The organism is Sorangium sp. So ce836 (assembly GCF_028553905.1).
In the GTDB taxonomy this organism is placed as follows: domain Bacteria; phylum Myxococcota_A; class Polyangia; order Polyangiales; family Polyangiaceae; genus Sorangium; species Sorangium cellulosum_D.
Map to the genome: position 1 here is coordinate 6285298 of NZ_CP102233.1, position 22120 is coordinate 6307417.

Here is a 22120-nt window from a genome sequence, read left to right on the forward strand (position 1 = left end):
GTGAACCCTCGTTAACAGCTCCCGAGGTACGGCCGCTGGCCCACGGCGGCACGCCGCCGCCGCGCCGCCCGTCGATCCGGCCCTGGAGACGCTGGCATGTCGGGTGCACTGGCCCCCGGCATGTCCAACGGCTTGGCTCTCTGCGGTAAGGGATGCTCGGAAGACCTCGGCGACGTCGCCGAAGGGGTGCTGGTGAAGGAGATGATCGCGGGGAACGAGCGCGCCTGGCGCGCCTTCCACGCCCGGTACGATCGGCTGGTCCACCGGTGTATCAGCGGCGTGATCGCCCGCTTCTCCGCCGTGGTGGCGCAGGACGACATCCGCGACATCCACGCGACGCTGCTGATGCAGCTGATCTCGAACGACATGCGCAAGCTGAGGAGCTTCGACGCCGAGCGCGGCACGCGGCTCGGCTCCTGGATCGGCACGCTGGCCGTCCACTGCGCCTACGACCACCTGCGCGGCGCCCGCCGCGCGCCGCGCTGCGCCCCGCTCGACGACGCGGCGGTCGAGCTCCCCTGCGAGCGCCCCTCCCCGCAGGACCACGCCGAGCGCCGCGAGCGCGCCGCTATCGTGGGGCAGGTGCTGCACGATTTCTCCGACAAGGATCGCGAGTTCGTCGCGCTCTACTTCGGCGAGGGCCTGCCCCCGGAGCAGATCGCGGAGCGGATGCGCATCAGCGTGAAGACGGTCTACTCGAAGCGGCACAAGATCCAGAGCCGCCTCGAGGCGATGCTGTCCGGCGCGAGCCTCGCGGCCTGAGCCGCCCCGCCCCCCGAAGGGGGCTCGGCGTCCGTCGGCCCTGTGGTATGAGCCGGAGAGGATGGCCGCCCCGCTCCGCATCACGACCACCCTCCTCGCCGTCGCCGCCGCCCCGCCGCTCGCCGCGTGCGGCGGCGGCAACGGAGACGCCCCCTCGATCCCCCTCGCCGACGAGCGCGGCAGCGGCGCCCGCATCGCGGAGCTCGTCGGCGACGCCGCGTGGTTCAACGCCGATCCCGCGGCGCAGGACAGCGAGGACTGCGAGGGCGTGCCCGTCGATCGCCGCGTCCACGTCACCGGCGCGACGCTCGTCGCGATCGACCGGTTCGACGAGACCGGCGAGGGGGCGCACGGCAACCACTACGTGCAAGACAGCGCCGACGAGCCGGTCCCGTACTCCGGCATGACGGTCTTCCAGCCGGCGTTCAGCCCCCCGGACCTGCGGCTCTTCCCCGGCGACGTGGTCGATCTGCTCGGCGTGCTCACCGAGTTCCGCGGCCCCTCGTCCGGCCGGTTCCGCGGCTGCCGCACCCTGCCCGAGATCGGCGGGACCGTGAGCTTCCGCTTCGAGGACCGCCCCGCGAAGCCGATCCGCGTGCCGCTCCGCGCGCTGACGAGCTACGCGACCGCGCGCAGCTACCTCGGCATGCTCGTGCGGGTCGAGGGGGTGACGACCGTCGGCGGCCCCGCGAGGAGCGGCGGCCGGTACACGGCGCGGATCAACGTCGGCGCCGGCGTGCCCGCCGACGACGTGCCGAGCCTGTCGAACGAGCTCTACGACCTCGAAGCCGAGGGGCCGCGCCTCGCGGACGGCGCGGCGTTCGCCTCGGTCACGGGCGTGCTCACCTACTTCTACGGCTTCAAGATCGCCCCGCGATGCCCGGCCGACTTCCAGCCGGAAGGCGCCCCCCTGCCGGCCGACGACGCATGCGCTCCCTGACGCCCGCGCTCCCGCTGCCGCTCGTCCTGATCGCGGCCTGCAGCGGCGCCGCGCCCGGCGGCCCGACCGCGCCGGGGCACGCGCTGGTCTCGACGCCCGAGGGCAGCGTCGGGCGCATCGAGGTGCGCAACCTCGAGGCCCGCCCGCGGCTCACGCTCGTCTCCCGCGACGGCGACCCCGCGCCCGCGCTCGTCGCCTCGGTCGCCACCGATCTCGGCTCGGTCGCCACGACGGCGCTCGCCAGCGTGGTCGAGGCGCGGCTCGTCGCCGCCGGCTTCGACGTGGACGCGCGCATCGACCGCGGCTCCTTCCGCGTGCGCCTGCTCGTGCGGGACGCGGCGCGCGTCGCGCCGTTCCTGCGCGCGCTCTCGGCGGCGTTCGCGCAGCCCATCGCGGCCGGCAGCCCCGAGGTCACCCGCGCCATCGAGCGGGTGCAGGCGCTCAGGGCGAGCCCGCTCGACGCGCCGGAGCTCTCGCCGATCGCGGCGTGCACCGGCCGGCTGGGCCTCGCGGGCGCCGAGCCCGTGGTCGACCTGACGACGCCCGCGGGCGTGCGGGAGCTCGAGGGGTGGCGGACCGCGGCGCTGCACGCCGGGCGCACCTCGATCGCCGCGGTCGGCCCGGCCGCGTTCTGCGCGGAGGCGGCGCGCGCCGCGGAGGGCCAAGGCGGCTGGCCCGCGGGCAGCCCGCCCGCGGACCCGTGGCCGGCGGCGGACACGGTCGGCGTGTACGCGACGAATCAGCTCGAGCGGCGGGCCGCCCGCGTCACCGTGGCCGTGCGCGTCGCGAGCCCGCAGGCGGCGGTCGCCGCGGCCGAGCGGCTCGGCGCGCCGGGGTCGCCGCTCCGCGCGCGGCTCTCGGCGCTCCCGTCGCCGTTCCGCACCGTCGAGGTGCTCGGGGTCGCCCGCCCGCGCGGCGGCTGCGTCGGCGTGACCATCGAGGCCTCCGACCTGCCCGCGGCCCCGCCCGTCGAGGCCTCGGCGGCGCTCGCCGCCGCGGTGGCGCGGCAGGAGATCCGCCGCGGCCTCGCGGCCCCCGCGAGCCCCGCCACCGCCACGCGGCAGATCCTCACCGCGCAGGACCCGCGCGACGCCGGCGCGCGCGCCGCCTGGTGGGCGCTCTCGGGCAGCGCACCGAACGCGCCGCCCGAGCGCTGGGCGACGGCCCTCGGCCTCCCCCCGAGCGCCGATCCGCCGCGGCCCGTCGCGCCGGGAGAGGCCGGCGAGCGGCTCTTCGAGGCGGAGCTCGGCCGCGCGCTCGCGGCGGGGGCCCAGCCCGCGCTGGAGCGGCGCACCCTGATCGAGCGCGGGCAGGGCGAGATCTGGGTCCTGCTCGCGAGCCCGTGCGGCGTCGCGGAGGAGGGGGTGTACGACGCGGGCGCGACGGCGCTCGCCGCGCTCGCCGCCGTGCAGACCCGGCGGCGCGAGCTCGACGTGACGATCGAGCCGTGGGTCACGGCGGACGCCGTCGGGGTCATCGCGCACGCGCCGTTCCGCGACGATCGCGAGACCCCGGCCGAGCTCGGGCGCCGCGTCGCGAGCGCCGCCGCGCGCACGGTCGCGGCGACGACGCTGGGCCCCGAGGCGCTCACGCTGGCGCGCGCCGCGGCGCTCGAGCACCTGGAGCGCCTCTCCGGCGGGCGGGCCGCGGCGCTCGAGGCCTTCGCCTCGGCGCTCGCGCCCGACCACCCGTCCTGGATCGAGCCGTTCGGCGTCTGGGACCGGGTGGCGAGCGGCGCGCTGGAGACCGTGCAGCTCCGATGGCAGGCGCTCGCGACCGGCCCGCTCCGGCTCGCCGTCCTCGCGAACGCCGACGCCTCGCAGGCGGCCGCCGCGGCGGAGGCCGCCGAGCGCTGGCTCGCGCCGCGGCTCGCGCCGCGCGGGTGCGCCTCACCCGACGGCGCGGTGGTGCCCCGGGTCGGTCACCACGACGCCCGCCTCCCGGCCGGGACGCCGCTCTCGCAGGCGGTCGTCGGCGCGCGGCTCCCGGCCGCGCGCGAGGCCGCGAGCGCGACGCGCGAGCTGGCGGAGCTCACGGTCGCCGCCCTCAACGGCGAAGGCCTGAGCGGCGAAGGCGGCCTGCTCGCGGCCGCCCTCGGCGCGGCGGCCCCTCCCGCGGCGGACGCCGCGCCCGCGCGGCGAAAGCTCGCGGCCCGCGCGAGCGCCCGCGTCCTCGGCGGGGCGCGCGCGGCGGCGCTCGCGGTCGAGATCCGGGCGCCGAGCGCGGAGCTCGACGAGGCCACGGCCCGCGTGAAGGAGCTCCTCGCCGGCCTCGCGCAGCGGGTGACCGACGCCGACCTCGACCGCGCCGAGTCGCACGTCGCCCGGCGCGAGCGCGACGCGCTCGCGGAGCCGCGGCGCCGGCTCATCCACCTGTGGAGCGGCCGCGCCCCCCGCACGCCGCCGGCGAAGGCCACGCTGGCGGCGTGGCGCGCCTTCCTGGCGAGCGCGCTCGGCGCGGACGCGATCGTGACCGTCGAGGCCCGGCCCGACTGATCACTCCCCGCTGTCGAAGTCGCCCGCGTCCTCGATCTCCGAGGTCCGCCCGGCGGGCGTCGCGTCGAGGCCCTCGTCCTCCGCGTCGCTCTCGTCCTCGTCGAGCGCGACCTCGTCCTCGTCCTCGTCGTCCTCGGGCTGGGTCAGCACCGGGAGCCGGCGCTTGCCGACCGGGCCCTCGTCGACGTAGTCGCGCAGCGCCATCATGTCCTTCAGCGCCTCGAGCTTGGCGAGCGCCTTGACCTCGACCTGGCGGATCCGCTCGCGCGTCAGGTTCATGATCGCCCCCACGTCCTCGAGCGTGGTGCCGCCGCGATCGGCGACGTCGAGCGCGCACGTCTCGTTCATGTCCCAGACCTCGAGATCGGGGAAGTTCAGCTTGATGGCGCCGGTCCTGGCCGACACGTCGAGATAGAGGTGGTGCTGGCACGAGACGTACGGGCACGGCCTCGGGCCGTCGACGCACTCGGCGCGGGTCCGCGGCTTGTAATAATCGGTCTCCGGATAGAGCATCCGGCCGATCTCGAGCTCGCGCTTGGTCATGCGCTTGACGCTGATCGTCCGCGCCCGGATCTCGCGCTTCCTCCGTGACCTGCGCTGCTCGCGCGTGATGGCGTTCCCCGACGCCGCCGGGTCTGCCTGGAGCGCGAGCGCGCCCTCCACGACCGGCTCGCTGGAGCCCGCCGATTCGCAGTCACTCCCCGCCGCATCCGCTCCGTCTAGGCCGAAGATCTCGAGCTCGCTCTCAGACACCGTCGCCATGCGCTGCCTCCGTTTGGTAGCGTCTCCGCTCTCAAGCGCGCGCGTTTCCCCACGCGCCCGAGTCCAAGCTCGAGCGCAAAGAGATCCCGCTCCTTGCCCGACGTAACGCCGGATGCCGTCCCTAAAGAATCGCGACGAAACGAGCCGGTGCCCGTCCCGTCGATCGCGTCAAACCCAGGCGGGGCCGCGATGCGGCCCCCCTTCACTTCACGGAATCGAAGACCCTGCGACTCGGCACCTCAAGAGGATGCCGCCTGCTTCGTGAGCCGCGCCTGCGCCATCAGGCGTTCTTCTATCAACGACAGCTTCGCGACGAGCTCCCGCGCGAGCGTCTCCGCGCTCGCGAGGTCCTGGGCGATCGCCCTGCCGCTCGTCTCGCTCCGCCTCTCCTTGGCGGCGTCCCTGAGCGCATTGAAGACCTTGGTCATCGTGCGCTCGAGCTCCTCGATATCACCTCTCACGAACAGGAATTCACGCTGGATCTCTTCGATGGTGTAGTCCTGGGCCATCATCTCTTTGATGCGCTGAACCTGGCGGACTACCGTGGCCGGATACATCCCCTGCGAGCCCTGATGCTTGCCCTTGCGCCCCACCCGCACGCTTCGCGGGAGCAGGCCGAGCTGCACGTACTTCCGGAGCGTCGCCTCGCTGAACTTGATGCCATGCGCTGCGAACAACTCGAGAATATCGCTCGAGGTAATCCCCTGGGCGTGCTCCCGCTCGATGCGCTCAAGCACGTCCTCGGGGATCCTCTGCACCGGTCCTCCCATCGATTGCCGGAGGCCCTACCCAACCGACGCGGGCGACTCTATTCCACTGAATGGAATACAGTCAATTGACCCGACTACGATTATTGTGTGGCTGTCGCGGGACGCGGTGCTTTCCAGGGGTTCTTGACACACCTCGGACATTTTTCGTCCGTCGGAGCCGAGCCTCGATCCGCTCCGCACGGCGGGGCCCCTGGGTCGAGGAGGGAAAAGCTGGACGCTGGGCGCAATGGGTGGGAGCGAGGGGGCGTCCGTCGGGCGGCGGGGCTCGGGGAGCGACATGGTCCTTACCCTGACACACATCGGTCCTTTCAGACAAAAGGGCTGATAGTCTCGTCGCCACCATGGCCAAGGCCCCTGCCAGCGAGGGTCGAGGCGCGGCCTCGCCCGCCGCCCCCCGACCCGTCGAGCGCGTCATCAGGGACGTCACCGCCCGGGGTGTCAGGATGCGGGTCCTGGTCGCCGGGGCGGGCAACGGCCCGGCGCTCCTCCTCATCCACAACTTCCTCGTCAGCCACCTGGAGTTCGACGACGTGATCGACGCGCTGGCCCAGCGCTTCCACGTCATCGCCCCGGACCTCCCGGGGTTCGGGGAGAGCGAGAAGCCGAGCCCGGCGCGGTACGCCTACGGGATCGAGACGTTCGCCGAGGCGGTGGCCGACCTCATCGCCGCCTTCGGCGTGGGCCGGGCGCACCTCGTCGGCCACGCCATGGGCGCCGCCGTCGCGATCACGCTCGCGGCCGAGCACCCGGAGCTCGTGCAGCGCCTCGTCCTGGAGGACGCGCTCTGTTACCCGTTCCCGATGAGCTTCCGGATGAAGCTCCCGCTCCTGCCAGTCGTGGGCGGCATCGTCTTCAAGCAGCTCCACGGCCGCAGGATGTTCCGGTCGTACTTCCGCGACGACGTGTTCCGGGCGGACGCGGCGGTGCCGCTGTCGCGCATCGACCGACACTACGACCTCTTCAACGCCCCCTCGGCGCGCGAGAGCGCCCACGCGATCATGCGCGCGGTGCTCGACGCGCGCCCCGTCGTCGCGCGCCTCACGCGGATCACGGCGCCGACGCTCGTCGTGTGGGGGCGCGACGACCGCATCTTCCCGGCCGCGGGCGCGCAGCGGCTCGCCCGCGAGATCTCCGGCGCGATGCTCGAGATCATGGACGCCGGGCACTCGCCCCACGAGGAGCGGCCGGAGGAGTTCGTCGCGCTCGTGACGCAGTTCCTCGAAGGGAAGCGGTGATGACGCGCCCTGCCCGGCTCGCGCCCGCGCGCTGGGCGGCGTGGGCGGGCCGGCGCGCGGCGCGGGCCCTCCTCGGCGACGACGCGGCGGCGCGCCTGCTCGCGGACCGGTCGGCGCTGCTCGGCCTCGCGATCGTGGCCCTGCTCGCGCTGTTCGCCGCCCTGGGGCCGGCCGTCGTCGGCCACGACCCGAACGCGAGCGACTTCAGCCTGTCCCGCGACGCCTTCGGCGCGCCGCCGGGGCCGTCGGCCGCCCACTGGCTCGGGACGGACCCGCTCTTCCGCGACCTCCTCGCGCGCCTCGCGCACGGCGCGCGGCTCTCGCTCGGCATCGCGCTCGCGTCCACGGCGCTCGCCACGGCGCTCGGCGCGGTCGTCGGCGTCGCCGCCGGCATGGCCAGCGGCACGCGGGCCGGCGCGCTCGACGGCGCGCTCATGCGGCTCATCGACGTGATCCTCGCCCTGCCGTACCTCCTGCTCGTGACCGCGATCGGCGTCGCCGTGGGGCGGGCGGACGTGGGGACGATCCTGCTCGTGCTCGGCCTCACCGGGTGGACCTGGGTCGCGCGCGTCGTCCGGGCCAAGACGCTGGAGCTCGCCCAGCGCGAGTTCGTGGCCTCGGCGCGCGCGCTCGGCGCCGGGACGCTGCACGTCGTCCGGCGGCACGTCCTGCCGAACGTCGGCGGGACGCTGCTCGCGCTCGCGACGATCCTCGCCGGCCAGATGATCCTCGCCGAGGGCACGCTCAGCTACCTGGGCGTCGGCGTGCAGCCGCCGACCGCGACCTGGGGCCGGATGCTGCACGAGGCGGAGCCCTACCTCGGCGTGAAGCCGATGCTCCTCGCGGCGCCGGGCTTCCTCATCGTGCTCGCCGTGCTCGGCTTCCACCGCGCGAGCGAGGGGCTCCGCGACGCGCTCGATCCCGCCGGCGACGAGCTCCCGCGCGGGCGGCGCCTGCCGGTCGATCTGCTCCTCGCCGGCGCGGTGCTCCTCCTCCTCTCGGGCGTCTCGCCGAGCCGCGCGCGGCCGCCGCTCGGCGGCGGCGAGGCGCCGCCCGGCGCGCCCGTGCGCGGCGGGACCCTGCGCCTCGCGACCACGGGCCACATCCGCACGCTCGATCCCGCGATCGCCTACGACGAGGTCTCGGGCATGGTCACGGAGCTCGTCTTCGCCCGCCTCGTCGCGTGGGACCAGGGCGGCCACGTCGCGCCCGAGCTCGCGCGCGAGGTCGCGGTCGAGCGGGGCGGGCGGACGTACGTGTTCACGCTCCGCGAGGGCGCGCGCTTCCACGACGGCGCGGAGCTCCGCGCCGCGGACGTGAAGCGCTCGATCGAGCGGACGCTGCACCCGCGGACGCCGAGCCCGGGGGCCAGCCAGTACGAGATGATCGAGGGGTTCGCCGAGTACCGCGCGGGCGCGGCGCCGCACCTCGCCGGCGTGCGGGTGCTCGGCGACCACGCCGTCGCGATCGATCTGAGCGCGCCGGACGCGACCTTCCTCGCGCGGATGACGCTCGGCTTCATGGCGCCGGTGTGCCCCTCGTCCGGCGCCGTGGTCGACGCGGCGAGCCCTCCCCCGCCGTGCGGCGCCGGCCCGTTCCGCGTCGAGCGGTGGGACCAGGACGCCGGCGTCCGGCTCGCGCGGCACGAGGGGTACTTCCGGCCGGGCCGGCCGTACCTCGACGCGATCGAGTGGCAGACCGGGGTGCGCGCGACGACCCAGCGCTACAAGTTCGAGGAGGGCGAGCTCGACTACCTGCGCGATCTGACGGGGGTCGACGCGGCGACCTACCGCGCCGACCCCGCGTGGAAGGGGTATACGCGCTGGGTGACGCGGAGCAGGACGAACGCCGTCTTCCTCAACACCGAGCTCGCGCCGTTCGATCAGCTCGCCGTGCGGCGCGCGGTCTCCTTCGCCGTCGACCCCTCCGTGCTCGAGAAGGTGCGCCCCGATCTGTTCGCCCTCGACCGGGTGCTGCCGCCGTCGATCCCGGGCCCTCCGCGCGACGAGCCGATGCGAGAGCACGGTCTCCCGCGCGCGCTCGCGCAGATGGCCGCGGCCGGGTACGCGTTCGACCCGGCGACCGGGAAAGGCGGCTACCCGGGGGTCGTCGAGTACATCGCGATCCCGGACACCTTCGAGCAGGCGGTCGGCGAGATCCTCCAGCAGCAGCTCGCGAAGGTGGGCCTCCGCGTCCGCCTGCGGCTCGTCAGCTGGGCGACCTACCTCGCCGAGGCGTCGCGGCGCCGCGCGGTCCAGATGGGCTGGGCCGGGTGGCAGGCCGATTTCCCCGATCCCGCGAGCTTCTTCGAGCCGACGCTCTCGACGCGCGCCATCCGCGACGAGGGCTCGATGAACTTCGCCTTCTTCAGCGACGAGGAGCTCGATCGCACGCTCGACGCCGCCCACGCGGAGCAGGACCGCGCGCGGCGCCTCGAGCTCTACGCCCGCGCCGAGCGGATCGTCCGCGATCGCGCGCCCTGGGTGCCCACGTACACGATGGGCATGCTCGAGCTCTGGCAGCCGTACCTGCGCGGCTACGAGGGCTCCGCCGCGGTGCCGTCGCGCTTCGACGGCGTCTGGCTCGACCCGGCCGCGCGGGGCGCGCCCGCCGCCGGGGCGCGCGCGGCCGCGCCGCCGCGCGCCTCGCCGCTCCGCGCGCTGCCCGCGCGCGCCGTGCCCCCGCGATGAGCGCCGCGCCCTCACGCCGCACCGCCGCGACGAGCGCCGCTCGCGCGGGCCGCGCCGCCGCGGCGGGCGCCGCGATCGCGCACCTGCTCCGGCGCCTCGGGTGGGCGGCGATCGTGATCGCCGGGGTCACCGCCGTCTCGTTCGCGATCGCGCACCTCCTGCCGGGGGACCCGGCGCGGATGCTCGTCGGGCCGCAGGCGTCCGCCGCGGACGTCGACCGCGTCCGGACGGTCTACGCGCTGGATCGGCCGGTCCCGGTGCAGTTCGCGCGGTTCGTGCGCCGGCTCGTCCACCTCGGCCCCTATCCCGGGTCGCCGCACGCGGGCGCGCGCGGCGACCTGGAGCACCGGAGCTGCGCGGCCGGGCCCTTCGGCCTGCACCTCGATCTCGGCTACAGCTTCCACTACCGAAAGCCGGTCGTGGATCTGCTGGAGGCGAAGGCGCCGCGCTCGCTGGAGCTCGCGGTGGCCGCCCTCTCGGTGCAGCTCCTGCTCGGGCTCGCGCTCGGGCTCGTCGCGGCGGCCCGCCGCGGGACGGCCTGGGACCACGCGGCGCTCGGCGTCACCCTGCTCGTCGCCAGCGCGCCGACCATCGTGATCGGCCCCGCGCTGCAGTACGTGCTCGCCTACAAGCTCCGCCTCCTTCCCTACGACGGGTACGGGGTCACCGCGGCCGAGCACCTGCGCTCGCTCGTCCTGCCGGCGCTGACCCTCGGCCTCTTCGGCAGCGCGCTCTACGCGCGCGTCGTGCGCGAGGAGCTCCGGGCGCTGCTCCGCCAGGACTTCATCCGGACCGCGCGGGCGAAGGGCGCCTCCCGCCTGCGCGCGTTCGTCGTCCACGCGCTGCGCAACGCGCTGCTGCCGCTCGCCACCCTGGCCGCGCTCGACCTCGGCGCGCTGGCGGGCGGCGCGATCGTCACGGAGCGGCTCTTCCGCTGGCCCGGCGTCGGGAGCATGGCCGTCGAGGCGCTGCAGAACCGCGACGGCCCGCTCCTCGTCGGGACGGTGCTCTTCGCCGCGGCCGCGATCGTGCTCGCCACCGTGGCGCTCGACCTTGCGGCGCTGGCCCTCGATCCGCGGCTCAGGTCGCGGTCGCGCTGAGCGCGGCGCGCGCGATCAGGGCACGCCGGCGAGCGCTCGGCACTCGGCGCCGAGCGAGGAGTCGGGCGAGGAGAGCTCGGCGCACTTGCGGAACGAGGCCCGACCGCCGCGCCCCGCGGCCTGCTCCGCGGCGCCGCGCAGGTGCCACGCCGCGGCGCTCCCCGGCGAGGCGGCCGTGAGCTGCTGCGCGAGCTGCACCGCCTTGCCGGTCTGCCCCGACTCCAGGGCGCGCATCACGCGGGCCGACAGGGACCCGCCCTCCTCGTCCGGCGCGGCGGGCGCGGTCGCCGGGGCGCTCGGCGGCGGCGCGGGCGCCCGCGTCGGCGCGGCGGCCTGACCCGCGTGCGTCGGAGCGGCCGGCGGCGCCGCGGGGGTCGCAGGCGCGGGCGAGCCGTGGTGGGCGGTGGTCGTGGCGGGGCTCGCCGCGGCTGGCCCGGCCGCCGCGGCGGGGCTCGCCGAGGCCGTGGTGGCGGCCGCCGCGCGATCGGACGGCGGGTCGGCCGGGGCGTCGGAGGGGGTCGCCGTGGAGAGCCCGGCGGCGGCGGTCGGCTCGCCTTCCGGCGCGGCCGGAGCCGCCTCCATCGCGGCGCCGGAGCTCTGCTCCTCCGCCTGCCGGGGCGCGTCGTCGATCGGCGCCGGGGGCACGGGGTGCCGCGCCTGGCCGATCAACCAGACGCCGGCGCCCCCGATCGCGAGCGCCGTGACCAGACCGACCGCGATCCGCGCGACGCGCGCCCTGCGCTCCTCCTGGCGGGGGCGAAAGAGCGTGGCCTCGACGGCGCCGGCGGTCGTATCGGTGTCGTCGGCGGAGGAGCGCCCCTGCGCCGCGAGCCGCGCCGGCGCGTTCACCCCGCCGCCGAGGAAGAAGCGCTCGCTCTCGGTGATGGGCTCGGGATCGCTCGGCGGCCCGTCGTCCGGCGCCGCCGAAAGGCTCGCCCCCGGGGCCGCGGCTGCGCCGTCCGGCGGCGGAGCGGCCGCCTCGAGCGGGCGCGCCTCCCCGCCCCCCGCCTCGCCGCGCAGCGACGCCTGCGCCTGCTGCGCCTCGCGCGGGCCGGCGATGGCCGGCGGCGCGTCGCTCGGCGGGCGGGGCCGCAGCGTGGGGACCGTCGACGCGGGCACCGCGGCGGCGCGCTCGTCGCCGGCGGGCGGCGGCGCGGCAGCCGGCTCTGCCGTCGGCGCAGGGTCGGGCGGGAGCGGCGGCGCGGGCTCGGGCGCCGGCGCCTCGGATCGGGCGCGCTGCTCGGCGGGAGGGCCCGCGGCCTCGGGACGGTCGCTCCTCGACGCGCGGTGCTTCTGCGCGAAGCTGCGCGGCGTCACCAGCGGTCGCGTGAGCGGGGCCTCGTCGCTGCTGGCGAGCGTGGTGTCCTTGTCGATGTCGATCTCTGCGTGCGCGCGCGCAGCTCGGGCCTCGACGGCCGCTGCAGCGCTCCGCGGCGGCTCCGACGACGGCCGCCCCGGCGCGCCCGCGCGCCCCGCGCCCGGCGCCGCGATGCTCTTCGGCAGCTCCGACGGCGCCCGCCCCGCGCGCGGCGGCTCCGACGGCGCCCGCCCCGCGCGCGGCGGCTCCGACGGCGCCCGCCCCGCCGCGCCCGCGCGCCCCGCGCCCGTCGCCGCGGCGCTCTTCGGCGGCTCCGACGGCGCCCGCCCCGCGCGCGGCGGCTCCGACGGCGCCCGCCCCGCCGCGCCCGCGCGCCCCGCGCCCGTCGCCGCGGCGCTCTTCGGCGGCTCCGACGGCGCCCGCCCCGCGCGCGGCGGCTCCGACGGCACCCGCCCCGCCGCGCCCGCGCGCCCCGCGCCCGTCGCAGCGGCGCTCTTCGGCGGCTCCGACGGCGCCCGCCCCGCCGCGCCCGCGCCGGCCGGCCGGCCGACCGCCACGGTCCCGTGGACCGCGCTGCGGGCCGTCACCGGGCGCCCGGCGGACTCCGCGTCGGGATCCGCGGCCGGCGCGGGCAGCTCGTGCCCGGGCCGCGAACGCGGGAGCATCGCCGGCGAGAGGCGGTTCGAGAGCGGCGCGGGGACCACCGCGGCGTCCTCGAAATCGTCGGCGCCGGCGTTCCCGCCGCCGTCCGGGTAATTGGAGCGCCGCAGCCCCGACGGCGACGAGAGCGGCGAGAACTCGTCGTGGAACGCCGCCTCGGGCTCGCTCGGCACCACGTCGTCGGGCGGGAGCGCCGCGGCGGGGACCAAGAGCCCCTCGAAGTAGAGCTTCGAGATGGTGGAGAGCGTCGACAGATCCTCGAACGGCGACGCGTCGACCACCTGCATCAGCGTCCGCTTGCCGTCGAACAGGCGCAGGATGCCGTTCAGCTCGTCGGGGATCTCGTTCAGCCGCTCCAGGAGCTCCTCGCTGTCGACCTCGAAGACGGTGGAGAGCGACGGCAGCGCCTCGAGGAGCCGGCCCCACTCGTCGACCCGGCGCATGCCCTCCATGAGCAGCCCCTGGGTCGACGTCTCGATCACGTCGGGGTTGTCGACCTTGCAGAACTCGACCTCGAACGTCCCCTCGTTCCACAGGAGCGCGCGGTAGACGGCCTCCTCCCCGCAGAGCCGGCCGAGCGTCGCGTCGACGACCTTGCCCTCGCGGAAATAGACCTGCGCCTCGTTGTCCGCGTGCGACAGGTGGACGATCCCGCTCTTCCGGCTCACCTCGAACGTCTGCAGGAGATCGACGACGTTCATGTCGAGGATCGACCCGGAGAACCTCGTCCGCCCGGTGGTCGCGAAATGCCGCGTCGTGATCCCCTCGCGCGTCCGCCGCGCGAGCAGCAGCGTCACCCGCGCGATGAGCTCCCGCACGAAGATCGGCTTGGTCAGGTAGTCCTCGACCCCGAGCTCGAGCCCGCGGATCTTGTCCTCGATCGACCGCTGGCTCGTGAGGAAGACGACCGGGATCGACGCCCAGTCGGCGTGCTCCTTCATCTTGCGGACGAGCGCGTAGCCGTCCACGTGGGGCAGGCGGGTGTCGCTGAGGACGAGGTCCGGCGTGGAGACCTCGAGCTTCGCGAGGGCGTCCCCTCCGTCCGTCGCGGTGGTCACGCTGTAACCGGCCTTCTTCAGGCTGACCTCGAGGACCCGAACGCTGCGTGGATCCGCGTCGACCAGGAGGAGCTGTTGCTTGGCCACTAGAGGTTTCCGCCTCGCGAAGGATGGCGAGCCCGAGCGGACGCTGTCAAGCGCTCTGCCCCGAGCGTCGCCGCTGCCGTCGATCGCTCGTCCCGCCGCCGTGGGCCCGGTGATCGCCGGCGCCCATCGTGCGCACAGGACGCCGGGGAAGGCCAGGTTTCGTCGTGGGCCGCGCGCGCGATCAGCGCTCCCAGGGATCGATGATATCGCCGGTCATCGTCGGCCTCGAGGGGGACACCGGCGGCGCGGCGGGGCGGGCCGTCGGCGCGGCCGGCTTCGCCGGGACGGCGGAGGCCGTGCCGTGCGGGCGGGGCGGCTCCGGATCCTGCGCGAGCTCCTGCGCGAGCGGCGCGGCCGCCGCGCTCGGGGCCGGGGCCGCGGGCGGCGGCTGCGGCGGCTCGTCGGGCACGGCCCCGGCCGCCGTCGCCGCGTGGAGGGCGCCGGGGGCGGCGGCCTCGGGCGGCGCCTCGCGCGCCGAGGTGCGGAGCGCGCGGACCCCGAGGGCGATCGCGATGGGCACGAGGACCGCCGCGAGCGCGATCGCGACGCGCGCGCCCATCGAGAGCGGCTCGGACGGCTCCCTGGGCACCTGGACCGCGCCGAGCATCTCGTCGTGCTCGCGCAGCTTCAGGGCCTCGCGGCGCGGGGTCTCGTCCTGGAGCATGGCGGCGGTGGCGCGGCTCGGCGCGTCGATGGCGAGCTCGATGGCCGCGGCGAGGTCGGCCATCGAGGAGAAGCGCTCCTCGGGGTTCTTCGCGAGGCAGCGCATGACGATCGGGCCGAACGCGCCGAGCGCGGAGGCGTCGGGCATCACCTGCTCGAGCGGCTCGGGCGACATGTACATGTGCTTGGTCAGCACGCCCATGTACGTGTCCGCCTCGAAGGGGACGCGCCCGGCGAAGCACTCGTACATGAGGACGCCGAGCGCGTAGATATCGGCGCGCGCGTCGATGCGCTTCCCCTCCGCCTGCTCCGGGCTCATGTAGTGCGGCGTCCCGAACACCATGCCGATGCGGGTGAGCCGCTTGCCGCCGGCGACCTTCGCGACGCCGAAATCGAGCAGCTTCACGAACTCCTGGTCGCCGTTGCGGACGAGGTACACGTTGTCGGGCTTGAGATCGCGGTGGATGACGCCCGCCGCGTGCGCGGCGCCGAGCGCCGCGGCGCACTGGAGCATGATCTCCCCGACCCGCGGGGCCGGCAGCGTCCGCTCGGTGCGCAGGAGCGCCGCGAGGGAGGTCCCGGTGAGGAACTCCATGACGAAGAAGGGCAGCTCCGGCTGCCCCGGCTCGACCTCGAGGGCGCCGAAGTCGCTCACCGCGACGATGTTGGGGTGGCCGATCGCCGCCGCCGCCTTGGCCTCCTGGATGAAGCGGGCGACGAGCTCGACGTCCTGCGCGATATCGCGCCGGAGCACCTTGAGGGCGAAGAGGCGGCCGAGCGACTTGTGGCGCACCTCGTACACCGTCCCCATGCCCCCCTCGCCGACGACCGCCTGCACGTCGTAGCGGCCGTCGATCGTGCGCCCGAGCAGCGGATCGGCCGACGGGTTCCAGTCGGGCGCGTCGGCGAGCGGGTCGCCGTCGAACGGGCAGAAGCGGGAGTCGCCGGAGAAGGTCAGCTTGCAGGTCGGGCAGCGCCGCGCGCGCGGGACCTGCTTCACCTTCCCCCGGCGCGCCTGGAACCCGTCGCCGCGCGCCGGCAGCGGCGGCAGCGGCGGCAGCGCCAGGTGCCCCTCGCCGCGCGGCGAGAGCGGCGGCGCCGAGATGCGCGCCGGCGGCGCCGAGCCGCGCGGCGAGAGCGGCGGCACCGAGCCGTAAGCCGGCGGCACCGAGCCGTGCACCGGCGGCACCGAGCCGTAAGCCGGCGGCACCGAGCCGTGCACCGGCGGCACCGAGCCGTGCACCGGCGGCACCGAGCCGTGGGCGGAAGGCGCGTCGCTGCGCGGCGGCGGCTGCGAGGCCAGGGTGCCTCCGTGCGGCTGCGGGATGTCCTCCCGATGGAACAGCTCGGCAGCTTCGGACTCGCCGGCGGTCATCTCGGGCGGATTATCCCCGGCCATGCGGAGCGTGACGGGCACCCCGGCGAGTCTAGCCGAAAGCGCGCGCGGTGTTTCGGATCAGATGGCATCAGGTGGCGAACGCGGTGAGCGCCCCCCTACGGGCCTGGGGGCGCGGCGGCCAGAGCGCCCGGAAAGACTCAGATCTCTTCGAGAATCTTCGCCTTGCGGGCCTGGAACTCCTCGTCCGTGATGAGGCCCTTGTTCTTGAGATCTGCGAGGCGCTCCAGGCGCTGCTCGATCGACGGCCCTGCAGCCGGGGCGGCCTGCGGCGCGCCCGGGTACCCCTGCTGCGGCGCGCCCGGGTACCCCTGCTGCGGCGCGCCCGGGTACCCCTGGTGCGGCGCGCCCGGGTACCCCTGCTGCTGCATGTGCGGCGGCACGAACTGGGGCTGCCCCTGCGCCGCGAGCGCGGGGTTCATCGCCTGCGCCAGGCCCGCGCCGATCGCCACCTGGGCGCCCAGCCCCGCGACGCCGCTGCCGTCGCCGCCCTGCGCCATGCCCTGGCCGGCCCCCATCATGGCCTGGCCGGCGGCGTAATTCTGCCAGTTGCCCGCCAGCTGCTGCACGTACCGCGCGTCCTGCTGGAACCGCTGATCGAGCTCGAACTGCTTCGCGCGGGCGGTGTCCTGCGCGACGCCGATGCCCCGGCGCGCCTCGCCGCGGGCCTTGTTCGCCTCGCGGAGGAGCTTCTGGTCCTCGGCCGAGAAGTTGATGTTGAAGTTGCCGATCTCGAGGATCTTGCAGCCGATCTCCTCGAGGTTCGGCGCCGACTGCACGATGCGGGCGCCGAGCTCCATGCTCATGCCGCCGAGGTTGAGCAGGCTCTTCTGCTGCTGCGCGCAGACCTGGCCGATCACGGTCTTCACGCTCATGAAGAACTTGCCCTTGATCCAGCTCAGGACGACGTCGTTGTCGCCGCTGCCGCCGCACTGGCCGTGGTAGCCGACGACGAACCGCACCGGATCGACCACGACCAGCGAGAACTCACCGAAGATGCGCGGCGTCACGAACTCGTAGAGGATCGGGTCCTCCATCGACTCCAGCGGCCCGCCGAAGGGCACGCCGCGGACCGGCTGCGTCTTGACGAAGAAGATCTCGGCGATGAAGACGTCCCCGCCCGTGAACTTGTTGACGAGGTTGTTCAGGAACGGGATGTTCTGGGTCTGGAGGGTGTGGCGCCCCGTCGGCAGGTAACCGACGTACCGCCCGTCCTTGAAGAAGAGGGCACACTCATCGCTGTCGACGGTCAGCTGCGACCAGAAGGGGACGTTCTGGTCCGGGTGCTTGTAGACGATGAGATGCTTCGCCGCGTCCGGGCGCGCGATCATCATCTCGCGGACGCCGCTCTTCACGAAATCGAAAATCCCCATGTCGCGCTCCTCTTCGGTGTGCTGGATGTGACGGGCGTGCCGGTACCCTGCCCCCCTGGACCTCGGGCTCGTTTCGACAGGCGGCGCGCTCGACCTGCGCTGTTCGTTCTCCGTTGACGATCGCCGCGCCTTTCAGGCACACAGCGGCCTCAGGATAATCCGCAGATCGCAGGGCAGCAATGCCCGCCGGGGAGGACCGCATGCCCGTCGCTTCGCTCGCGTCACCGGCGCAACCGACGAAACCCGCGCCGCGCGCGCCGGCGTCACCCGAGATCCCGAGCTCCGCCGCCCGGCAGGCGACGCGCTCGCCCCGCCGCCGCGCGCCCACGGCGGCGGCGGCGGCGGGGAGGACCGCGCGATGATCGCGCCGATCGACGCCTCCGTCCTCTCGCCGCCCGCGCAGAAAATGGCGCAGCCAGGGGCGCCGCAGAAGCTCCGCGAGATGGCCGCGCGCGGCATCGCCCCCGGGCTCAAGCCGGGCGACGTGGTGACGCTGCTCGTGCTGCTCGCGTCGCGCGAGGAGGAGCCCGCCCGCGAGACGGCGGAGAAGACGCTGTCGGCGCTCCCCGATCCGCTCCTCCAGGGCGCGCTCGGCGGGGAGCTGCAGCCGGCCGTCATCGACCGGCTGGCCCGCCTCTACGCGGACCGCCTCCCGGTCGTCGAGCGGCTCTGCGCGATGCCGGGCATCGCCGGGGACACGCTCGAGGAGCTCGCGCGCACCGGGAGCGAGGCGGTGACCGAGCTCATCGCCGTGAACGAGGAGCGGCTGCTCAAGAGCCCGCGCGTCATCGAGCGGCTCTACCTCAACAAGAACACGCGGATGTCGACGGCCGACCGCCTCGTCGACCTCGCCGCCCGCAACGGGGTCGAGCTCACGGGCATCCCCGCGTGGCGCGAGGTCAGCATCGCGATCAAGGACGAGCTCATCGCCGAGCCGTCGCCGGAGCCCACGCCGGACGACGTGATATTCGTCGAGACGCAGGCGCTCTCCGAGGCGCTCGCGGCCGACGAGCCGGTCGACACCCACGTCGAGGACGAGGAGGGGAAAGAGGAGCTCAAGGCGCAGTACGTCCCGCTCTACAAGCGGCTCGCCGACATGACGATGTCGCAGCGGATCCGGCGGGCGATGCTCGGCTCGCGCGAGGAGCGCATGCTGCTCGTGCGCGACTCGAACCGCCTCGTGGCGAGCGCCGCCGTGCGCAGCCCGCAGATGCAGGAGGAGGAGGTCGTCCTCATCAGCCGCAACCGGAACATCTCGGACGAGGTGCTGCGGATCATCGCGACCACGCCGGAGTGGATGAAGAGCTACACGGTGAAGCGGAACCTCGTGGAGAACCCGAGGACACCGGTGCTCGTCGCGACGCGGCTGGTCCAGCACCTGCGCGAGTCGGACCTCCGGGGCATCGCGAAGAGCAAGAACGTGACCTCGCCGGTGAAGGACGCCGCGCGGCGGCACCTCGAGCGGCGCAAGAGCTGAGCGGGCGAGCGCTCGCGTGGCTGCGGTCGGGCGCTCACCCCGCCACCGGCGAAGCGCGCTCCGGGCGGCGAGCCCCCTTCCCGCCCGGACCCATGCCCCGCTAGCCTGCGCCCACGATGAGCGACCTGGTCCGCTTCGGCGTGGCGATGGATCGAGCGCTGCTGGCCGAGTTCGATCGGCGCATCACCGCGCAGGGATACGAGAACCGCTCGGAGGCGCTGCGGGACCTGGTCCGCGCCGACCTGACGCGCGCCGCGTGGGACGAGGGCGCCGAGGTGGCGGCGACGCTGACCGTCGTCTACGCGCCCGAGGTGCGAGAGCTCGTGCTGCGCATCTCCGAGCTGGAGGAGCAGCACGCGGGGTCGGTGGTCTCCAGCCTGCTGGTCCGCCTCGACGAGGGCCGGGTGCTCCAGGTCATGGTGCTGAAGGGCCGCGGCGCGGACCTGTCCGGGCTCGCCGGGCAGCTCGCCGGGGCCAAGGGGGTCCTGTCCTGCGCGCTCACGCCGGCCGCGGCGCTCGCGGAGGCGCCGCCCGAGGCGCCGCGCCGGCCGCGGGGCTGACGCCGCGCAAACCGGCGCCGCGCCGCGCGCTCGCGCGTGAACGCCTCGCCGGATCTCCCAGGCTACGCGTCGTCGCCGGGCGTCTCGGCCACCTTCACCGTGGTCTTCGGCGGATCGACGATGAACGTCACGAGGCGCTCCTTGGCCTCGAACTCCTGCCGGTAGATCACCGCCGAGCGCTTGTACTTGAAGGGGCCGATCCGCACGCGGTGCCACAGGCCGCGGCCCTTCACGTACGCCGGCTCGACGTACGCCTTGTGACCGCGCCGGCGCAGGGCCGCCGCGAAGCCCTCCGCGTCGGCGGGCTCCTTGAACGAGCTCACCTGCAGCTGGTAGCCGCCCGGCCCGCCGCGCTCGGTCTCGGGCCCCTCCTCGCGGGAGACGTGGCGGGCCATCGCGGTGAGCGTGTCGTTCGGAGCGACCTCGCCCCCCGCGGGCCCGAGGACGTGCTGCGCCGGCAGCGGGACCACGGGCAGCCGGTCCGCGGCGAGCGGCGGACCCGCATCGGCGGCCGGCGACTGCGCCGACGCGGCCGCCTTGGCCCGCGGGTCGCGCACGGCCTCGAGCGCCGTGGTCGGGTGCTCCGCGTCGGACAGGATCGCAGGGAAGGTCACGTGCTCCCCGATCGTGGCGGGGCGCGGCGCCGGCTTCACGCCGGCCGGGTGCGCGCGCGCGACCAGATCGCCGAGCGGATCGGCGCTGACCGGCCTCTCGCGAGCCGGCGCGCGCAGGAGCGCCACCGCCGCGAAGACGATGCACGCCCCGCCCAGCGAGGCCAGCACCAGCGCGCCCGCACGCGACGGGCGAGCCCCGGGATCCTCTTCCTGGATCTCCTCGAGGTTCCGCACCGCCCCGGTGTCCATGCTCTCGCCTTTGCTGCGCCTCATGCTTCCTCCTCGACCCGTCTACCCTGCCCGGCCGGGACGCGACAACTTTCGTGTCTTACTTTATCCCACATCTACCGACCAGGCCCGCTCGCTGGCTGCGCGGTCATCGATGCGCGCTGAAGGAAGCGCTCGGCGGCGAGCCCGCGCCTCGGCTCGGGCCGGGCAGCCTCGCACGCGCGGCGGCCGCGGGGAAAGTTCTCGGCCAGCGCCGGGGGGCGCGCGGCGGGCGGGCGCCCGCGAGCGCCTCCGTGTTGCCGGGCGCGAGGCGTCCTGCGATGGCGGGGTGAGCCCCACCACCGCGCGGCGCCTCCGCGATGCTTTCGCGCGGCCGCGGCGCTAAGGATCCGCCCCCATGAAGATCCCGCCGATGGGCCGCGTCCTGCCTGCGCTCGGCCTGCTGCTCCCGGGCTGCGCCTCCGAGCCGCGCCCGCTCACGATCGAGGTCATCCCCGGGCACGAGGCGGCCGCCTTCCAGGAGGACCCGCCCGTCGCCCGGATCGAGGTGACCGCGACGTCGGCCGAGGGGGACGTCGCCGTGTCCGCGGCCGCGGCGCCGGGCGGGGAGCTCGATTTCGGCGAGATCCCGGCGGAGCGGGCGTACACGTTCGAGGTGCGCGGCTTCGACGCGGGCGGGGCGACCGTGGTGCGCGGGCGCTCGGCGGCGGGGATCTACCTCGCCGGCCTCACCGGCGAGGTGCTGCCGCTCTTCGCCCAGCGGACCGGCGGGTGGGCGCGGCCCCCGGGCGAGCTCGCGGCGTCGCGCGTCGGCGCGCCCGGCGCGGCCCTCGCGGAGCGCTACGTGGTGCTCACCGGCGGCGACGCGGCGGACGGCGCCGCGGCGGCGGACGTCGACCCGGCGCGGCTCGACGCGTACGACGTCGCGGTGTGGGGCGGGAGCGCCTCCAGCGGCGCGCTCCCGAGGGCGGCGCGGTCGCTCGTCGTCCGGGGGAGCCTGCTGCTCACCGTGGACGGCGAGGGCGCGACCTGGGCCGACGTGCTGTCGGGGCAGAGCGCCGAGGCGCCGCTGCCCGCGGGGCTCGGCTCGTTCGCGGAGGTGGCGGGCGGCCGGACCGTGGAGGCGGCGGACGGGCGCTCGTTCGTGGTGGGCGCCGCGCGCGGGGTGGCGCCGGCGGAGGCGCCGGGCGAGCCCTCGGACGCGGTCCTCGTCGTCGGCGCGGACGGGGCGCTCTCGGTGGCGAGGCTCCGCCACGCGCGGGCCGGCGCGGCGGCGGTGTGGGTCGAGGGCGTCGGCCTCGTTGTCGCGGGCGGCAGCGCCGGGGGCGCGGACGCTGCCGGGCTGGAGGTGCTCGCCGACGGCGCGACCGCGTTCGAGCCGCGGCCGTTCCCGCCGGACGCCGTCGAGGGCGCGGGCGCCGCCGTGACGGCGCCCGGCGAGATCGTGCTTGTCGGCGGCGCGCAGGGCGGCGCCCCGGCGCCGACGCGGCGGCTCGCGCCCGGGTGCGCCGGCGCGTGCGCCGCCGCGGAGGTCGCGGGGGCCGCGCTGCCGGCGGCGATCGTCGACGTCGCGGCGTTCGCGCTGCCCGGCGGGCGCCTCCTCGCCGTGGGCGCCGAGGCGGGCGAGGGCGGCCTGACCAGGAGCTTCGTGGTCGACCTCGCGGCGGCGCAGGTCGAGGAGCTGCCGCTCAGGGAGCCGCGGCGCGGCGCGACCGTGGTGCCCGCGCCGAACGGGACGCTCGCGCTGCTCGGCGGGGTCCACGCGGAGGGGACGCCGGCGCTCACGGTCGAGACGTTCTTTCCTGAGTGAGCCGCGGGCGCGCTCGCCGGCGGCGGCGCGCCGAGAGGGCCGAAAGGGATCGAGAGACGATGAATCAAGACCCGAATCAAGACGAGGAGCCGAGCGCGCTCTTCGGGCCATTTCGGCCGAAG

Annotated in this window: 15 protein-coding genes; 9 read left to right on the forward strand and 6 right to left on the reverse strand. The window is 75.6% G+C overall.

Going from position 1 to position 22120, the window contains the following annotated elements:
• Positions 1–96 precede the first annotated feature (96 nt).
• From NQZ70_RS22700 to NQZ70_RS22710, 3 genes are all read left to right on the forward strand, one after another.
• The gene (locus NQZ70_RS22700; RefSeq protein WP_237245532.1) at positions 97–762 is read left to right on the forward strand and encodes an RNA polymerase sigma factor; all 666 of its coding nucleotides are present in this window, start codon (positions 97–99) and stop codon (positions 760–762) included.
• 61 nt (positions 763–823) lie between these two features.
• Positions 824–1702: a hypothetical protein gene (locus tag NQZ70_RS22705; protein WP_129576056.1), complete on the forward strand. Its 879-nt coding sequence runs from the start codon at positions 824–826 to the stop codon at positions 1700–1702.
• Entirely contained in the window at positions 1690–4197 is a 2508-nt protein-coding gene (locus tag NQZ70_RS22710; protein WP_129576057.1) for a hypothetical protein, read from the forward strand. Before NQZ70_RS22705 ends, NQZ70_RS22710 begins: the two co-directional genes overlap by 13 nt.
• Here NQZ70_RS22710 and NQZ70_RS22715 read toward each other — a convergent pair whose 3' ends face one another.
• Positions 4198–4959, reverse strand: a complete 762-nt coding sequence (locus tag NQZ70_RS22715) for a sigma factor-like helix-turn-helix DNA-binding protein (RefSeq protein ID WP_129576058.1) — start codon at positions 4957–4959, stop codon at positions 4198–4200.
• 239 nt (positions 4960–5198) lie between these two features.
• Positions 5199–5696 carry a MerR family transcriptional regulator gene (locus NQZ70_RS22720; RefSeq protein ID WP_236644707.1) on the reverse strand — a complete coding sequence of 166 codons (498 nt, stop codon included), beginning with the start codon at positions 5694–5696 and terminating at the stop codon, positions 5199–5201.
• A 374-nt stretch (positions 5697–6070) separates the two neighbouring features.
• Here NQZ70_RS22720 and NQZ70_RS22725 point away from each other — a divergent pair, with 374 nt between their 5' ends.
• From NQZ70_RS22725 to NQZ70_RS22735, 3 genes are read left to right on the forward strand one after another with little or no spacing between them, the layout of a single operon-like run.
• Positions 6071–6964 carry an alpha/beta fold hydrolase gene (locus NQZ70_RS22725; RefSeq protein ID WP_129576059.1) on the forward strand — a complete coding sequence of 298 codons (894 nt, stop codon included), beginning with the start codon at positions 6071–6073 and terminating at the stop codon, positions 6962–6964.
• A complete protein-coding gene (locus NQZ70_RS22730) occupies positions 6964–9654 on the forward strand; it encodes an ABC transporter substrate-binding protein (protein WP_129576060.1) in 2691 nt (896 codons plus the stop codon). Before NQZ70_RS22725 ends, NQZ70_RS22730 begins: the two co-directional genes overlap by 1 nt.
• Positions 9651–10754, forward strand: coding sequence for an ABC transporter permease (locus NQZ70_RS22735; RefSeq protein WP_129576061.1), 1104 nt, complete (start codon positions 9651–9653; stop codon positions 10752–10754). The genes NQZ70_RS22730 and NQZ70_RS22735 overlap by 4 nt, the downstream gene beginning before the upstream one ends.
• A gap of 15 nt (positions 10755–10769) precedes the next feature.
• On the opposite strand, the gene NQZ70_RS22740 is transcribed toward NQZ70_RS22735, so the two are convergent.
• The 3 genes from NQZ70_RS22740 to NQZ70_RS22750 form a co-directional block, all read right to left on the reverse strand.
• A complete protein-coding gene (locus tag NQZ70_RS22740) occupies positions 10770–13877 on the reverse strand; it encodes a response regulator transcription factor (RefSeq protein ID WP_129576062.1) in 3108 nt (1035 codons plus the stop codon).
• A gap of 181 nt (positions 13878–14058) precedes the next feature.
• On the reverse strand, positions 14059–15957 hold the full coding sequence (locus NQZ70_RS22745; protein WP_129576063.1) for a serine/threonine-protein kinase: 1899 nt from the start codon (positions 15955–15957) through the stop codon (positions 14059–14061).
• 119 nt (positions 15958–16076) lie between these two features.
• Positions 16077–17309 (reverse strand): SPFH domain-containing protein, encoded by a 1233-nt coding sequence (locus NQZ70_RS22750; RefSeq protein WP_129576064.1) that lies wholly within the window; start codon positions 17307–17309, stop codon positions 16077–16079.
• A 358-nt stretch (positions 17310–17667) separates the two neighbouring features.
• Between NQZ70_RS22750 and NQZ70_RS22755 the strand changes: the two genes are divergently transcribed.
• Entirely contained in the window at positions 17668–18786 is a 1119-nt protein-coding gene (locus NQZ70_RS22755) for a hypothetical protein (protein WP_129576065.1), read from the forward strand.
• Positions 18787–18902: 116 nt separating this feature from the next.
• A complete protein-coding gene (nikR, locus tag NQZ70_RS22760) occupies positions 18903–19346 on the forward strand; it encodes a nickel-responsive transcriptional regulator NikR (protein ID WP_129576066.1) in 444 nt (147 codons plus the stop codon).
• A 62-nt stretch (positions 19347–19408) separates the two neighbouring features.
• On the opposite strand, the gene NQZ70_RS22765 is transcribed toward nikR, so the two are convergent.
• The gene (locus NQZ70_RS22765; protein WP_129576067.1) at positions 19409–20233 is read right to left on the reverse strand and encodes an SPOR domain-containing protein; all 825 of its coding nucleotides are present in this window, start codon (positions 20231–20233) and stop codon (positions 19409–19411) included.
• Between the two features lie 352 nt (positions 20234–20585).
• On the opposite strand from NQZ70_RS22765, the gene NQZ70_RS22770 reads away from it, so the two are divergent.
• Positions 20586–21998: a hypothetical protein gene (locus NQZ70_RS22770; protein WP_129576068.1), complete on the forward strand. Its 1413-nt coding sequence runs from the start codon at positions 20586–20588 to the stop codon at positions 21996–21998.
• Positions 21999–22120 lie beyond the last annotated feature (122 nt).

Coding starts and splice junctions, on each gene's coding strand:
- NQZ70_RS22725 (WP_129576059.1), top strand. CDS start 6,071: ATGGCCAAGGCCCCTGCCAGCGAGGGTCGAGGCGCGGCCTCGCCCGCC.
- NQZ70_RS22735 (WP_129576061.1), top strand. CDS start 9,651: ATGAGCGCCGCGCCCTCACGCCGCACCGCCGCGACGAGCGCCGCTCGC.
- NQZ70_RS22755 (WP_129576065.1), top strand. CDS start 17,668: ATGATCGCGCCGATCGACGCCTCCGTCCTCTCGCCGCCCGCGCAGAAA.
- NQZ70_RS22750 (WP_129576064.1), bottom strand. CDS start 17,309: ATGGGGATTTTCGATTTCGTGAAGAGCGGCGTCCGCGAGATGATGATC.
- NQZ70_RS22700 (WP_237245532.1), top strand. CDS start 97: ATGTCGGGTGCACTGGCCCCCGGCATGTCCAACGGCTTGGCTCTCTGC.
- nikR (WP_129576066.1), top strand. CDS start 18,903: ATGAGCGACCTGGTCCGCTTCGGCGTGGCGATGGATCGAGCGCTGCTG.
- NQZ70_RS22770 (WP_129576068.1), top strand. CDS start 20,586: ATGAAGATCCCGCCGATGGGCCGCGTCCTGCCTGCGCTCGGCCTGCTG.
- NQZ70_RS22705 (WP_129576056.1), top strand. CDS start 824: ATGGCCGCCCCGCTCCGCATCACGACCACCCTCCTCGCCGTCGCCGCC.
- NQZ70_RS22710 (WP_129576057.1), top strand. CDS start 1,690: ATGCGCTCCCTGACGCCCGCGCTCCCGCTGCCGCTCGTCCTGATCGCG.
- NQZ70_RS22715 (WP_129576058.1), bottom strand. CDS start 4,959: ATGGCGACGGTGTCTGAGAGCGAGCTCGAGATCTTCGGCCTAGACGGA.
- NQZ70_RS22765 (WP_129576067.1), bottom strand. CDS start 20,233: ATGAGGCGCAGCAAAGGCGAGAGCATGGACACCGGGGCGGTGCGGAAC.
- NQZ70_RS22730 (WP_129576060.1), top strand. CDS start 6,964: ATGACGCGCCCTGCCCGGCTCGCGCCCGCGCGCTGGGCGGCGTGGGCG.